Genomic DNA, 13193 nt, shown 5'->3' on the forward strand with positions numbered 1-13193 from the left:
AGGTGCTCAATCTGCCCACACTGTACGAAGTCGGCATCATGCTGCCCGGGATCATCCTGGGATTGACCCTCCACGAACTGGCCCACGGCTGGACGGCCGACCGGCTGGGCGATCATACCGCCCGCTACCAGGGCCGGTTGACCTTAAACCCCCTGGCCCACGTGGATATCATCGGGCTGATTCTGCTTTTTGTGGCCGGTTTCGGCTGGGCCAAACCGGTGCCGGTCAACCCCTACAACTTCCGGGGCGATGTGCGCCGCGGAATGATGCTGGTTTCCCTGGCCGGGCCCGCCGCCAACATGCTTATAGCTGTTTTTGCGGCGGCGGCCCTGGGGCTGGGGGCGTGGCAGCTCCCCTTCGGGCGGGAACTGGTGGCCGTTATCCGGGAAATCATCCATATCAATGTTATCCTGGCCGTTTTCAACCTGCTGCCCATTCCTCCCCTGGACGGCTCAAAAATACTGGCCGGCATCCTGCCGGGGCGGCAGGAATGGCTCTATACCCTGGAAAATTACGGGGTAATCATCCTTTTGTTTTTGTTGTTTACCGGTATCATCGGCCGTGTGCTGGGATGGATTATCATACCCATTTACCGGGCACTGATCGGCCTGGCCACAGCCCTTTCCACCATCGCCTTTTGAAAACCATTCATCGACCGTTAATCATTTTACGATGAAAGAAAAAAGCAATATTTCACGGGAAAGGAGAGCCCAGTTTCATGACCGTAAAAAGAATCTTAAGCGGAATGCGTCCCACCGGCCGGCTGCACATCGGCCACCTGAGCGTGCTGGAAAACTGGGTGGAACTGCAAAAGGACCACCAGTGTTTCTTTTTTGTGGCCTACTGGCATGCCCTGACCACTGCCTTTGACCGTACCGCCGGCATTAAGGAAAACACCCGGGAAATGGTCACCGACTGGCTGGCCGTGGGGCTGGATCCGGAAAAGAGCGTGATTTTTGTCCAGGCGGACGTACCCGAGACCGCAGAGTTAAACCTTTTATTTTCCATGATTACCCCCCTGGGCTGGCTGTACCGGGTGCCCACCTACAAGGACCAGGTCAGGCAGTTCAAGGAGCAGGGCCGGGACATCATGACCCACGGTTTCCTGGGCTACCCGGTGTTGATGGCTGCGGATATTTTGCTTTACCGGGCCGACGGCGTGCCCGTGGGGGAGGATCAGCTGCCCCACCTGGAGTTGTGCCGGGAGCTGGCCCGCCGGTTCAATCATCTCTACCGGCCGGTTTTCCCGGAACCCCGGGCCGAACTTTCCCGTATCACCGTCCTGCCGGGCGTGGACGGGCGCAAAATGAGCAAGAGTTATGCCAACGATATCGGCATCATAGCGGAAACGGAGGAAATAGGGCAGCGGGTAAACGCCATGATCACCGATCCGGCGCGCATTCGCAAGACGGACCCCGGTCATCCCGAGGTATGCCTGGTGCACACCTATCATGACATATACACCCGGGATCGGCTGGCAGAAATAGAAGAAGACTGCCGGGCCGGCCGGGTGGGCTGCGTGGCCTGCAAAAAATTGCTTGCCGGCAGCCTGGAAAGGGTCCTGGGACCCCTGCGGGAACGGCGCCGCCAGATTGCCGCCCGGCCGGGCTATGTGGAGGAAGTGCTGGCCGAGGGGGCCCGCCGTGCCCGGGCGGAGGCGGCCAAAACCATGGAACTGGTTCGGGAAGCCATGGGAATATAGCCTAGTGTGACAGGGGACAGTAGTGTGACAGGGGACGGTTCTCTGACACATTACTGCATAAATGAGAAAAAGAGTCGTCCCTTAGGTGTGACAGGGGACGGTTCTCTGACATGTGACAGGGGACGGTTCTCTGACACATTACTGCAAGAATGAGAAAAAGAGTCGTCCCTTATATGCTTTATAAAGAAAATACGGGGGGTGATCAGATGATAATGGGCGGTTTTCTGGCCTTATTTTTTAGTTTATTATCAGCACTGATTGGCATAGCAGTCCTCTACTTTACCATTAAATATGCAGTTAAAAGTGCGATCAAGGAATTAAAAGACGAAAAAATTATTTAAGCAACCAGCAGGATACCTGAATCTTTTGCCATGTGTCAGTGTGTCAGGGGACGGTTCTCTGACATACTACTACGAGAGTGTGACAAAGAACCGTCCCTTGACACACTTGCGTACAGCCAACGACCATACATGTTTTCCTCCTTTCCGACAAATAATGTGGGCGAAAGGGGGAATTTATTTTGCGCAGGTTACTTTTATTAATGTTAGCCGCCCTGTTTGTGACGGGAAGTACAGGTAGCTGTGCCGTGGCCCGCAAACCGGCGCCGCCGGACCAGCCCCGGACGGTGATCCTGCCGGAAAGCACCCGCGTTTCCTTTGACCGGGTGGATCTGAACCAGGCACCCGACGTGGTCAGGGATGTGGCCAGGGCGCTGGAAAACACCGACTCCAGCACCTGGGTACAGGCGGGCAATGATATTTACCTGTTGATCAGCCAGGGGCCCCGCACCAGGGACTACCGGGTGGAGATTGGCGAGATCACCCAGCGCAATCCCCGGGCCGACTTCAGCTGGCTGGATGTAAAGGGCGCTTACGCCAAATCCGGCCCCGGACAGGCTCCCGCCGCCGGCCCTCTTTTCACCGTAGCCCGGGTGGGGCGGCTGGACCGGCCCGTTAACGGCGTGGCCTTTCAGTTTACCCGCCGGGGTGAAACCGCTGCCGGAACCACCGGGGCGTCGCCCGCAGCGCCGGCAGCACCACCGACGCCACCGGCGGCACGCAAACCGGTCCCGGTGGAACAGGGGGAGGCGCAAATAAACGAACCCGCACCAAACCGGGAGATAAGCAGTCCCGTGCGGGTGGTGGGGCGGGCCCGGCATCCCGGTGAGGAAGTGCGGGTCCGCCTGGTGGACGGTGACGGCCGGGTTATGGCCGAAAAAGCCCTGTCCGTGAGCCGGGATCGCTTTACGGAGTTTGAAACATCCCTCAGCTACAGCCCGCCGGCCTCACCCCGGCCTGGTTTTGTGGAGGTGCTGGCCGTCACCCGGGAAAAGGAAACAAGTCTGGCCCGGGTACCGGTGACCATAAAATAGGTTCGGGGATTTGTCGGGGATCCCCGTATCCCCTGCAGCAAAGCCGGGCAAAGGAGCCGTGGCCGGGTGTGCGCCCGGCCACGGCCCGGTTTTTGCCGGTGAACGGGAGGTGGCGAAAAAGCGTAAGCTGCGGGATAAACCGCCGGCGGCTGTACCCGCCGGCCCCTTTGGGTTACAGGCCGGCCGGTGTGATCTATTCTGCCGGTGCCGCCGCCGGATGCATAGAGTCCGCCCGGGTTGGAGAAATTTAGCGTTTGAAGCATAGTCTTCAGGGGCAGCGATAGAATATGACCGGTGGTGTTTTTCGTGTGGTTGTGGATGCTGCTTTTCCCTGCGGTCATATTCGGACTGATAGCTTTAATTCCCCTGAACCTGGAAATATATTACCGCCAAAGGGGCCGGGAAGGATACCTGCGCCTTTCGGCCGGCACCTGGTTCGGGATAAAATACACCAGGACCGTTCCCGCCCCGCCCCCTGTTCACCGGCCGCCAATAAGGCCGCTGCTGAAATGCCGGAGCGTTGTACAGACCGGTACTACCAAAGAACCGGTAAAAAGGGAAAACCGGCCGGACTTGTCCCGGTATTTGTCCGTCTATCACCTGTTGAAACGCCACCTTCCCCTGGGGAAAAGGCTCTGGCCGGCCCTGCGCTATTTTCTACAACGCCTGGAACTGCGCCATTTCCAGTGGCGCACCCTTGTCGGCCTGCCGGATGCGGCACAGACCGGCCTGGCCGTGGGAGGCTTATGGTCTCTTAAGGGCCTGGTCCTGACCGGTCTTTACCGCATGTTTAAGGGTAAGTCCGCCCCTCCGGATGTGGCCGTGGTACCCTGCTTCACCGGCCCGGCCTTTGGCCTTTTATTTCACTGCATATTTACCATCCGGATCGGCCATATTATGGTTACGGTAATTAAATTAGCTTACATGATGTTTGTTTATTTTCTGAACACAACATTACGTTCGTGGACCAGTAAACTCTTCAGGGGGTGAGCCGTCATGCCCGAACATCCGATTGAAACGTTGATGAAAACAGCCATGGAAAGCATCAAAGAAATGGTCGATGTGAATACGGTGGTGGGAGTTGCATTATACAAAACCACTTAAAACGGCCGTTATACCAGGTACCCGCGTGAAAATCACGCGGGTTTTTTTATGGGCCGGAAACGGCCCAAATCCAACAAAAAAGCCATGCGCTCCAACCCAGCGAATGGCTTTGAGAAAGGAAGTATAGGTATATGCTAAACCAAAATCAAAACTCTGTCAATAGCAATAGTAAATTTTATGAACTCTATGGTAAAACAATTTTATCAGAGGGCGTGGCGCCAATACCAACTGCGTTGTTCAGATACCAAAAAGCATTGGGCTTATCTTTCCAGGAAGTATCATTTGTGTGCCATTTGTTGTCTTATAGATGGACTTCCAATGACCCTCACCCAAGTATTGAAAAATTAAGCGTGTTGACGGGAGTTAGCGCTAAAAGCCTTCATAAATACAAGAACAGCCTGATTGAAAAGGGAAAACTTATTGTAAAAAATAGGTATGCCCAGAATGGCGGCCAGACTACAAATGAATATGATTTAACCCCTCTTTTTACAGAGATAGAAAAACTAATTATGGCGAAAGAAGAAAATAATAATGGCACCATTGGTCATAGTGAAACAGAAGAGGGGTGTGTAAAAATTACACAGGGGGGTATTACCCTACAAGGGGGGTATGAAAAAATTACATACCCCCCTATTACCGGTGGTTCACAGGGGGGTATTACCCCGTGTTCACACGAATTAGATAATAAACAAGTAGATAGTGTTGTTGTTGAGCTCCCCTATACCAGCAATTGCCAGAAAGGTGGGGAGCTCGGGCAACCTGTCCCTGCTGCCCTTAATGAGCTGCCATCGGTCGTATTAACGACCACCAGTGCTCGAGTGGACGAATACAATCCTGTCCATGGAATACCCACGTCAGATCAAAACATCCTTTCCGAAGAAAATGTGGAGAGGATGATTGAAGAAATAGCTGGGTATACTGGCGTATTTCTCTCGAAACAATTTGTTTTTGACATCTTTGAAAAGTATGGGCCGGAAAAGATCAGGGAAAAATTGCAAATATTGCTGGAAGAATATGGTCAGCGAAGTTGCGAGGTAGAAAATCTTGAAGGGCTACTTTTGATGGCTTTAAAGAAAAACTATCAGCGAACCAGGTGTAGATTCAGTGGTAGTGGCAAGATGATTCCAAATGATGGAAAATCAAAGGCTGGCGGGAAAAGAAAAATGGATGCAGTTACTGATCTAGCCCGGGAACAGGAATTGATTAATTTATTAGGTGCAGGTTCAGAACATTGGATTAGAAAAAATATGGCTGATATTTATGCAATAATGCAGGAAAACCCTCCTGAAATCGCAAATAATAAGATTTTAAGAAGGTATATGCTTAGCAAGTTATATGTATAACGAGTAAAGGGGTGTGAAGGTTGTGTTATTAATGACACCAATTAATAAAAACACCATAGATGAACTTGAAAACACTATATTCATTAATTGTTCACCATCAAATGTTAGGGGCATACTTCAAACAATAGAACCATATATTATTAACCAAACACAAGAATATACAAGCGCCATTGTTATCCTAAGTTATAATAAAAAATGTTTAAGGTTGAAGCAGTTCTTCCATTAACGTCCGATACGCTTGGAATACTTATTCATATGAAGCTATGTATGCTTGGATTTCAATCATTTGAGATATGTATTAACCAACCAAAATGTACAGGAGACCATGAACCATGTTTTTATATGCATAGCGATTTTATATTTTCACAAAAAAATACAGATGTATCTATAGGATTATGGGGTGACATTTTGATTAACTGTAAAATAAAAGTAAACTGGTGTCCCCTTTGTGGCCATATAATGTCCAACCAGACTGATGAGATATTCTGTATAAACAAGGATTGTGGATACAAGAAAGGGTAGTTATGGCAGGCCATCTCCCGGAGGCCCCGGGTGGTTCCGTCCGATATGGTTTCCCCTGGTCCCCCTTATTTCCGGTCGGAGATTCAGAAAATCAACAAAAACGCCGATCTACGAATATCGGCAAATACGATATAACCCACGAACCAACCCACGGAGAAACCCGTCAATTACCCCCGGCACGAGGCCGGGGGCTTGCGGGAATACCCCGTAAGCCTCGGGTTGACTAGTCCGAGCCCGGCTTAACCGGGCTACGTTGATAGGGCCATCACACCCCGGAGTGTAGCCCGAGCTCCGGGCACTGTGGTCCGGGATTAAAAGCCCCGCGGGGTAGGAGCGGTGTTCCGGGCGAGACAAACCCTTTCAACATGGGCGACGGGCACAATAACTCCGGCGTAGAGGAGGTCATTTAAGTGACGCACGTCTACGTGCTTTCAAAAAGCGGCAAACCCCTGATGCCGACCAGGCCCGCCAGGGCGAGGCACCTGCCCAAGGCAGGCGAAGCCAGGGTGGTGAAGGTAACGCTTTTCACCATTCAACTGACCATCGACACGCCTGAAACAGTACAACCGGTTTACGCCGGTCAGGACCCCGGGTTGACTCAGGGAGTGGCCGCCGTAAGTGAAGACGGCGAAGTCCTGTTTCAAGCCGAAGTCAAATGCAGGCCGGATATTTCCGAAAAACTCGCGGAGCGCAGGAATTACCGGAGAAGCCGGCGCTACCGCAAGACCAGGTACCGTCAGCCAAGGTTTGCGAACCGCAGAAGGCCTGAAGGCTGGGTGGCTCCCTCCATCCGGCAGTTGAAGCACGAGCACGACAAGCTACGGAGACTGGTCGAGAGCATCCTGCCTGTAACCGACTGGGCGATAGAACTGAACAAGTTCGACTTTCAGAAGATGGAGAACCCCGACATACAAGGCGTCCAGTACCAGAACGGTCCACAGAAAGGGTATTTCGACGTGAGAGAATACGTCCTCGAACGCGACGGCTACGCCTGCGTCCTGTGCGAGAGCAACGTCAACCGCAAGCTCTACCATTTCAGGGGCAAGTCCGACAGGCCGAAAAACCTGGTCACCTTCTGCGGGGAATGCCACAAGAAGGCAGTAGACAAGGAAATCCCGTTTGAAGTGCTGCTGGAGAGCTACCGCTGGGCGGCCGAAGATGGCTATGAATACTTGATGGCTCTTGAGGCTCAGACGCGCATCGACCGGGACATGCCCCGGCGGCTGCTGGAATATACAGCTCTACAGCACAGGGAATTTAAAAAGCCGGTTTATCCGGTGGTGCTAAACTTAACCGGCAGGCCGCAAACAGATACCTACAGTTTCGATTGTTTGGACCTCACCGTGATAGCTTTCAGCTACCGGCTGATTAACCTGGTGGACCTCCCCGGGGAAGAGGTTTTAAAGCATGGCCCGGTGGGGATTATCCCGCTGGTACCGCTGATGCGCCACCAGTTGCCGGACGAGGAAGTGCTTGCCGAATGCGCCAGGCGCATAGAAGAAGCGCCCGCAGAATGGCAACCGGACTTATACTTTGGTCTGGCGCTGTTTTCATCGCTCCGCTATACCAGGGAGATTATCTTAAAAATAATCGAGGTGAGCAAAATGGAAACCTCTCCGCTGTTTGATGGCATCCGGGAGAAGTGGATTGACCAGGGGGAACAACGAGGTCTACAAAAGGGCCTGCAGCAAGGTTCACGGGAAGAGCGCATTAAAGCGATTATGGAAGCTTTGGAGGAGAATACCGGTTGTTACCCCGAGGATTTGGGTGATCGGCTGCGGGCTATTCAAGATATGGACATTTTAAAGGCGCTTTTTCGCCGAGCTGTAAAAGCAAAAAGTTTAGAAGAGTTCACGTCCGCATTAAACGAAATAGCAAAGCTAAATAATTGACGGCATACATGAATTATACCATGGCAGGAGATCCTTATCTGATTATTTTGTATCGAATCATTTCCACCGGCAACCCAACCCTGGCCGCAAATTGCTCCAGGGTTTCATTAACTTCCGGCTCATCGCCCCAGGTAAGCAATTCTACGGCATATCTATTAGCTTCGTATTCCACCCTGGGTTCCATCAGGGTGTGTTCTGCAAGAAAGAAATATCCCATGCCCCTGGGGGACATTTGCCGGTGCCCCAATTCATGGGCCAAGACAAAACGCTTCAGCCATTCCGGAAGGTTGGAGTTGAGGACAATGGTAACCCTCCCGGCTATTTCAAGGATGAGGCCCTTAATTCGGCGAAAGGGGAATTCGTCCACGTCAATGCCCATGGCCCGCGCCAGGCGATAGGGACCGGCGATGGTGCTGCTGTCATAAGGGTTTAGAACGGGGATGACCCTTACCCCATATTGGGCCAGATCCGCTTTGATAAGGACGGCTTTGGCCCGGCGGCGCACAAACCGGGACATGTCATGCACAAGGATGAGGGAAACACGAGGGTCTCCTTTCGCTTCCTGAATCATGCGTTCGAATTCATCTCTTTTTACGTCATCCCGGTATGCAGACTTGCCCAGGTCGGTGAATTCCCGGAGTATGATTATACCTTCCCTGTCGGCGTATTCCCGGATTTTCCTCAGTTGTTCGGGCACTGAAACGTCCTTTTGCGCCTGACGCGGGTCGGATACGCGGGCATAAGAAAATGCGTAGCGGGGATCGCGTTTTTTCATTGGTTTTTGTCCTCCGATTTGTTCAATTTCAGTTCACTAGTACCCTGACACATAAATTCGTACATCAAATTAACATTTTTCATGTTCAATTTAGAAAGACAGAAACTATTTCCTTTGAAAGGTTTTTACGATATTTAACGGATAAAAAATGGCTGTTTTTAACCCTGTTATTTGAACCAATCCCTTCGTAAAAAAGTGTGCAAGGACTTTTGTGTCGCGGTACTAGAAAAGAAAACGGTGAGTTTCCTTCCCTCCCTGACAGGCGGGGGCCGGCGGGAAAACTAAAACGTATAGGCTGCAGCCACCTCCCGGTAAAACATGTCAGCCCGGATTTCCATTTCATACCGTTGCCTGTCCAACCCCAGCACATACCCCGCCCGGGGCATTTCCTCAATTATGTGGTACAGTTCGTGGAAAAACACCTCTTCCCGGGTCTCCTGGCTCAGATGCTGGTTGACAATTATGTAGAACCGGCCTTTACCTGATCGGTATACGAAGGCGGCCACATCCTGCTCCAGGTCGGCCAGGTAGGGGAAAATATCATGCGAGCGCATGACCTCTTCCGGGCTGATGGTGCCGTCTAATAAGGCTCTGATAACGGCGTACCGGGATTTATTTCTCAGATCTTTTGCGCGCATCGTCTCAAATCATCACTTCCGGTCGAATATTGTAGAAAAACCGAACTGCTGCCATGCAAGGCAGCAGTCGATTTATCAGGATAATTTTTGATCGCCATTGGCATGCATCAACGTCCATGCTGCAATCTATAAAGCTGCATGTCATGTTGAACAACCTTATTGGCCAGATAGTCAATATTCGAATCAACTCCGTCTAATCTTTGCATGGTTTCTTTTTTGAAATCGGAGAAATCCTGGCGCAACTCATCAACCTTTTCTTCCAGTTGTTGTATGTTTTCTTCCAGAGTATGTTGATTCTCCAGTAATATAAGTTGGTTTTTCTCCAGCCTGACAACGTCTTGTTTGAGAGTGGCAACGTCCTGCTTGAGAGTGGCAACGTCCTGCTTGAGAGTGGCAACGTCCTGCTTGAGAGCGGCAACGTCCTGCTTGAGAGCGGCAACGTCAGCCATTAACCCATTCTGGCCATTTTGAAGCTCCGTCACATCCTTCCTGAGTTCAGCCACCATGGAATTGGTATTGCCGACGATGCGGATAAGTTGTGTGACCATTTCGTGAATTTGATCCAGGCGATTGTCGGGCTCGCTCAATCCAACCCCCCCTTTCCTTAATCTTCCGTAGCCTCGGCGTCCTCGATGGCTTTAATCACCTTGATGATCTTCTTTATGGATTTTGGGGTGAGGGGCTTGACCTGTTTGAAGAGCAGTTGCAGGTCGTCCCTTTTCACCAACTCCTGCCAGAACTCCAGCAGTTCAGGGTCGTCGGAAATGGCAGCCTCTATGGTTCTGGCTGCCGCTTCGTTGGGGTCCTCTTCTTTTTCGGGGAGGTACCCGGCGGCGGCCAGGAGATCTTCTACACTAACTTTTAAGAATGGGGCAAGCCTATTCAGTGTTTTAGGAGACGGTATTTGTACACCCGATTCTATCCGAGAAAGGGTTGCCACAGTCACACCGGAGGCCCTGTGAAGCTCACCTAGCGTTTCATAGCCAGCCCTTATCCTTAATTCCCTTATTTTCTCTCCAATATCTCTGCGCACTTTTTACACCTCACTAACATTATAACCAAAGCATTACGGTAACGTAACTATTACGAGCGCGAAAATTTTTTCTTCAAATCACTTGCGTTCTCGTAAGGTGTATGGTAATATAATGTTACGATGGCGTAAGGGAAAGGGGTGTTGACAATAGCTACCATAAAGCTAAATCTCAAAGCTTTTCAAAACTTAACCAACGGGCTTAAAGATAGTGATATAGCCAAAAGAATGGGCATATCCACGGTTCAGTTATGGAGGGTTCGTTTGCCGGATAATGATCCAAGACACAATGATCCAGGTGTAGATTTTGTTGCCGGGTTATTAGCCGCTTTCCCTGGGGTAAAATTCGAAGACGTATTTTTTTTAGATGGACCGTTACGACAACGCAAGAGAGACTCTTCAGGCACCGAAGTTTCTCAAGTTGCTGAGGCATAGAGCTAATGGATATGCCTTAGAAACCGAAGGAAGATAACCCCATGCTGTCCATAATCGAGATAATCCATAATAAGTCGTGTACTGATACTATACCACACCCCGGAAAACTATGCCTACCGGACGATAGGGGGGATGTCAATGGATAGGATCAGGCTTCTTCTGCGAATCGAGCGCCTTCGCAAGAGGTTGAATGAAACAAATCCAGAGGATCGGGATGAGTTACAAGCGATCAGCCGGCGTCTGGACAGGTTGATCGTTCAGTTCCTGAGAGGACCGGGCGGGGTGACTTGCCGGGCAAATCTATGTGGTTATTCTATGGAAAATTACGGTAAGTGACCCATCAGCAAATTAATTAAATTGTTGGGTACATTAAGGAGGGGACACGGGAATGGATTGGACGTTCGTGGATGTCGCTGACATTCCCACGCCGCCGGAGGCGCTGGAACTGCGTGAACGGTGTATGGTCGAGTGGATGGTCAGTTTGTTTCTAGCGGAAATGGGGGCCTCCAACTTAAGGCAACTCTCCGGGCCGAAATCACCGGAAAGTCCTGGTTATCCCCTGAAAACTCGCGGCAAGCGGGGAAAAAGCCGACCAGGAAGTGAAGCCCGGTGAATATAAACGAGATAACCATAGATGAATCCATATACCCCCGCACTGAAATCGATCCGGAAACCGTGGCCCGTTACCGCGAGGTCCTGGAATCCGGGGTGAAGCTGCCACCCTTGGTTGTAATGCCAGACGGCCGCCTGCTGGACGGCCGGCACCGCCTGGAGGCATACCGGCAACTCGGGGCTGAAACCGTGGAAGTGGTCCTGGAAAGCCCCAGCGATCCAGACGCCCGGGCGGTGGAGTTAAACCTCCGCCACGGACGCCCGCTCACCCGGGCCGAACTAAGGGAAGCCGCCCGGCGATGGTACGGGAAAAAGCCGGTGGCCGAAATCGCCGGCCTTCTCGGGGTCACCCGCCAGACCGTGCAGAACTGGGTGGCCGAACTGGCGGCGGAACGGGAAAGAGTGCGGGACGAGATCAGGGAAAAAGCCCTGGAAATGCGGGCAATGGGTATGACCCAGGAAGAGGTGGCGGAACGGTTGGGTATTCCTCAACAAACAATTTCGCGATGGGAAAATAAGGAATACCCAAGTGTAAAAAATTTGACACCTGGGTATACAGAGACTCCCAGTCACAAAAAAAGCCGGGTACAAAGAAATGAGATGCCCCAGGAGGAAGATGACCGGGAAGAAGCTGTACTAGCCCCTAATGGAGACGATCTGGAAAGCGAATCTGTGGAAGCGGAAGCAGAATATTATCCGGTGGAACCACTGGTTCCCACCGAGGAAACACCAGCCCGGGATGAAGATGAAACTCCCAGTACCGATAACAAACCTCTGAAAGATTACGGTGGCCGTGCAGCGGCAGAAGAATTCAGAAAAAAGATCCTTCCTTACTCTGACATGGTAAAAGAATTTTTCAACAGCATAAAAAAAACATACGAACTTGCAAAGCAACTAATTGAGCGAGAGGATGAATTACTTGAATCCGTCGCAAGTATGCAACATGATGGAACAACTATATCACTTCTGGCAAATACGGTGATTCCTGCCTGTGAAACAGTGTATTTCCCTTATATCTCCAATGCTAAAGACATGCTGGCTGAAATAATCAAACCTGGGATTAAGGGTGTAGTAAACAACAAAAAGTTTAAGGCCATCAAGGGGGGTAAAACAAATGGCGGCTAAACAAAGGAAGCGTCGCGGCGGCGTCCTGGCCGACGCCCTGCATAAACTCATCGAAGAGCGCCACCCCAACGGTCTGCCCGTGGGACAGGCGGCCGCCGACCTGTACGGCAGCGACACCAAGAACCACCGGGAGCGGATCTACCGCCTGGCCGCCGCATTACGGAAAAACAATATTTTGGTTTACAGTTTTGGGGGCCGTTATCATTTATGCAATGAAGATGGCTTGCGGTTGACAGAAGTTGCCGTTCAACGCCATATACTTGCAATTTCTATGTTGCAAAATGCGTTTTTGTTAACAGAAAAGGCATTTGAAATTGGTCCACCAGAACAAAAAAGCAGGCTGGAACAATCCCTTAATGACCTAAAACAACAAATAAAGAGGATGCTTGGGTAAGGAGCATCGCGAACGGCAAATAAAAAAAGGGTGGTTGGATATGGGTCAAGACACGGTTTTTAAATTATTAAACCTTATTCGAGATCATTTTCCGGATGGCATTAAAGTAGAACATGCTGCAGCACTAGTGTTGCATTAAATTTTTAGCACGAAAGTCAACTTGTAATTTCTGTAATCTTGTTGATATATACTCTTAAGTATTGAATATTCTGAACAGCACCTTCTTCTCCATGGTTAACAGGCCAGCGA

General features: G+C 51.0%; 16 protein-coding genes and 1 pseudogene. 13 read left to right on the forward strand and 4 right to left on the reverse strand.

The window, feature by feature from the left end; genetic code table 11:
• Positions 1-2: 2 nt before the first annotated feature.
• The 8 genes and pseudogenes from GFC01_RS12215 (at position 3) to iscB (ending at position 7935) form a co-directional block, all read left to right on the forward strand.
• Positions 3-641, forward strand: a complete 639-nt coding sequence (locus GFC01_RS12215) for a site-2 protease family protein (protein ID WP_341473949.1) — start codon at positions 3-5, stop codon at positions 639-641.
• Positions 642-718: 77 nt separating this feature from the next.
• Positions 719-1702 carry a tryptophan--tRNA ligase gene (trpS, locus tag GFC01_RS12220; protein ID WP_152947406.1) on the forward strand — a complete coding sequence of 328 codons (984 nt, stop codon included), beginning with the start codon at positions 719-721 and terminating at the stop codon, positions 1700-1702.
• A 173-nt stretch (positions 1703-1875) separates the two neighbouring features.
• On the forward strand, positions 1876-2043 hold the full coding sequence (locus tag GFC01_RS12225; protein WP_152947407.1) for a hypothetical protein: 168 nt from the start codon (positions 1876-1878) through the stop codon (positions 2041-2043).
• Positions 2044-2222: 179 nt separating this feature from the next.
• Positions 2223-3074, forward strand: coding sequence for a Gmad2 immunoglobulin-like domain-containing protein (locus GFC01_RS12230; RefSeq protein ID WP_152947408.1), 852 nt, complete (start codon positions 2223-2225; stop codon positions 3072-3074).
• 306 nt (positions 3075-3380) lie between these two features.
• Positions 3381-4064, forward strand: a complete 684-nt coding sequence (locus GFC01_RS12235; protein WP_152947409.1) for a DUF2953 domain-containing protein — start codon at positions 3381-3383, stop codon at positions 4062-4064.
• Between the two features lie 6 nt (positions 4065-4070).
• A pseudogene (locus GFC01_RS12240) lies at positions 4071-4154 on the forward strand (GerW family sporulation protein); the annotation flags it as partial.
• Between the two features lie 155 nt (positions 4155-4309).
• On the forward strand, positions 4310-5521 hold the full coding sequence (locus tag GFC01_RS12245) for a helix-turn-helix domain-containing protein (protein ID WP_152947410.1): 1212 nt from the start codon (positions 4310-4312) through the stop codon (positions 5519-5521).
• Between the two features lie 932 nt (positions 5522-6453).
• The gene (gene iscB, locus GFC01_RS12250) at positions 6454-7935 is read left to right on the forward strand and encodes an RNA-guided endonuclease IscB (protein WP_152947411.1); all 1482 of its coding nucleotides are present in this window, start codon (positions 6454-6456) and stop codon (positions 7933-7935) included.
• A 34-nt stretch (positions 7936-7969) separates the two neighbouring features.
• Here iscB and GFC01_RS12255 read toward each other — a convergent pair whose 3' ends face one another.
• The 4 genes from GFC01_RS12255 to GFC01_RS12270 form a co-directional block, all read right to left on the reverse strand.
• On the reverse strand, positions 7970-8710 hold the full coding sequence (locus tag GFC01_RS12255) for a recombinase family protein (RefSeq protein ID WP_194174933.1): 741 nt from the start codon (positions 8708-8710) through the stop codon (positions 7970-7972).
• Between the two features lie 281 nt (positions 8711-8991).
• Positions 8992-9348, reverse strand: a complete 357-nt coding sequence (locus GFC01_RS12260) for an ImmA/IrrE family metallo-endopeptidase (protein WP_152947412.1) — start codon at positions 9346-9348, stop codon at positions 8992-8994.
• 107 nt (positions 9349-9455) lie between these two features.
• Entirely contained in the window at positions 9456-9935 is a 480-nt protein-coding gene (locus tag GFC01_RS12265; protein WP_152947413.1) for a hypothetical protein, read from the reverse strand.
• A gap of 17 nt (positions 9936-9952) precedes the next feature.
• Positions 9953-10381 (reverse strand): helix-turn-helix domain-containing protein, encoded by a 429-nt coding sequence (locus tag GFC01_RS12270; RefSeq protein WP_207707618.1) that lies wholly within the window; start codon positions 10379-10381, stop codon positions 9953-9955.
• A 141-nt stretch (positions 10382-10522) separates the two neighbouring features.
• Between GFC01_RS12270 and GFC01_RS12275 the strand changes: the two genes are divergently transcribed.
• The 5 genes from GFC01_RS12275 (at position 10523) to GFC01_RS12295 (ending at position 12944) form a co-directional block, all read left to right on the forward strand.
• Positions 10523-10813: a hypothetical protein gene (locus GFC01_RS12275; protein ID WP_152947414.1), complete on the forward strand. Its 291-nt coding sequence runs from the start codon at positions 10523-10525 to the stop codon at positions 10811-10813.
• A 138-nt stretch (positions 10814-10951) separates the two neighbouring features.
• Entirely contained in the window at positions 10952-11149 is a 198-nt protein-coding gene (locus tag GFC01_RS20210) for a Spo0E family sporulation regulatory protein-aspartic acid phosphatase (RefSeq protein WP_194174934.1), read from the forward strand.
• Between the two features lie 52 nt (positions 11150-11201).
• Complete coding sequence (locus GFC01_RS12285) at positions 11202-11426, forward strand: hypothetical protein (protein ID WP_152947416.1); 225 nt, start codon at positions 11202-11204, stop codon at positions 11424-11426.
• 317 nt (positions 11427-11743) lie between these two features.
• A complete protein-coding gene (locus GFC01_RS19400) occupies positions 11744-12550 on the forward strand; it encodes a helix-turn-helix transcriptional regulator (protein ID WP_341473950.1) in 807 nt (268 codons plus the stop codon).
• On the forward strand, positions 12540-12944 hold the full coding sequence (locus tag GFC01_RS12295) for a hypothetical protein (RefSeq protein ID WP_152947418.1): 405 nt from the start codon (positions 12540-12542) through the stop codon (positions 12942-12944). Before GFC01_RS19400 ends, GFC01_RS12295 begins: the two co-directional genes overlap by 11 nt.
• Positions 12945-13193 lie beyond the last annotated feature (249 nt).

The organism is Desulfofundulus thermobenzoicus (genome assembly GCF_009428905.1).
GTDB classification, from domain to species: Bacteria; Bacillota; Desulfotomaculia; order Desulfotomaculales; family Desulfovirgulaceae; genus Desulfofundulus_A; species Desulfofundulus_A thermobenzoicus.

Bases quoted from the DNA above. Each gene is read 5' to 3' on its own strand.
- trpS (WP_152947406.1), top strand. From the start codon at position 719: ATGACCGTAAAAAGAATCTTAAGCGGAATGCGTCCCACCGGCCGGCTG.
- GFC01_RS12225 (WP_152947407.1), top strand. From the start codon at position 1,876: ATGCTTTATAAAGAAAATACGGGGGGTGATCAGATGATAATGGGCGGT.
- GFC01_RS12245 (WP_152947410.1), top strand. From the start codon at position 4,310: ATGCTAAACCAAAATCAAAACTCTGTCAATAGCAATAGTAAATTTTAT.
- GFC01_RS12255 (WP_194174933.1), bottom strand. From the start codon at position 8,710: ATGAAAAAACGCGATCCCCGCTACGCATTTTCTTATGCCCGCGTATCC.
- GFC01_RS12260 (WP_152947412.1), bottom strand. From the start codon at position 9,348: ATGCGCGCAAAAGATCTGAGAAATAAATCCCGGTACGCCGTTATCAGA.
- GFC01_RS20210 (WP_194174934.1), top strand. From the start codon at position 10,952: ATGGATAGGATCAGGCTTCTTCTGCGAATCGAGCGCCTTCGCAAGAGG.
- GFC01_RS12285 (WP_152947416.1), top strand. From the start codon at position 11,202: ATGGATTGGACGTTCGTGGATGTCGCTGACATTCCCACGCCGCCGGAG.
- GFC01_RS12295 (WP_152947418.1), top strand. From the start codon at position 12,540: ATGGCGGCTAAACAAAGGAAGCGTCGCGGCGGCGTCCTGGCCGACGCC.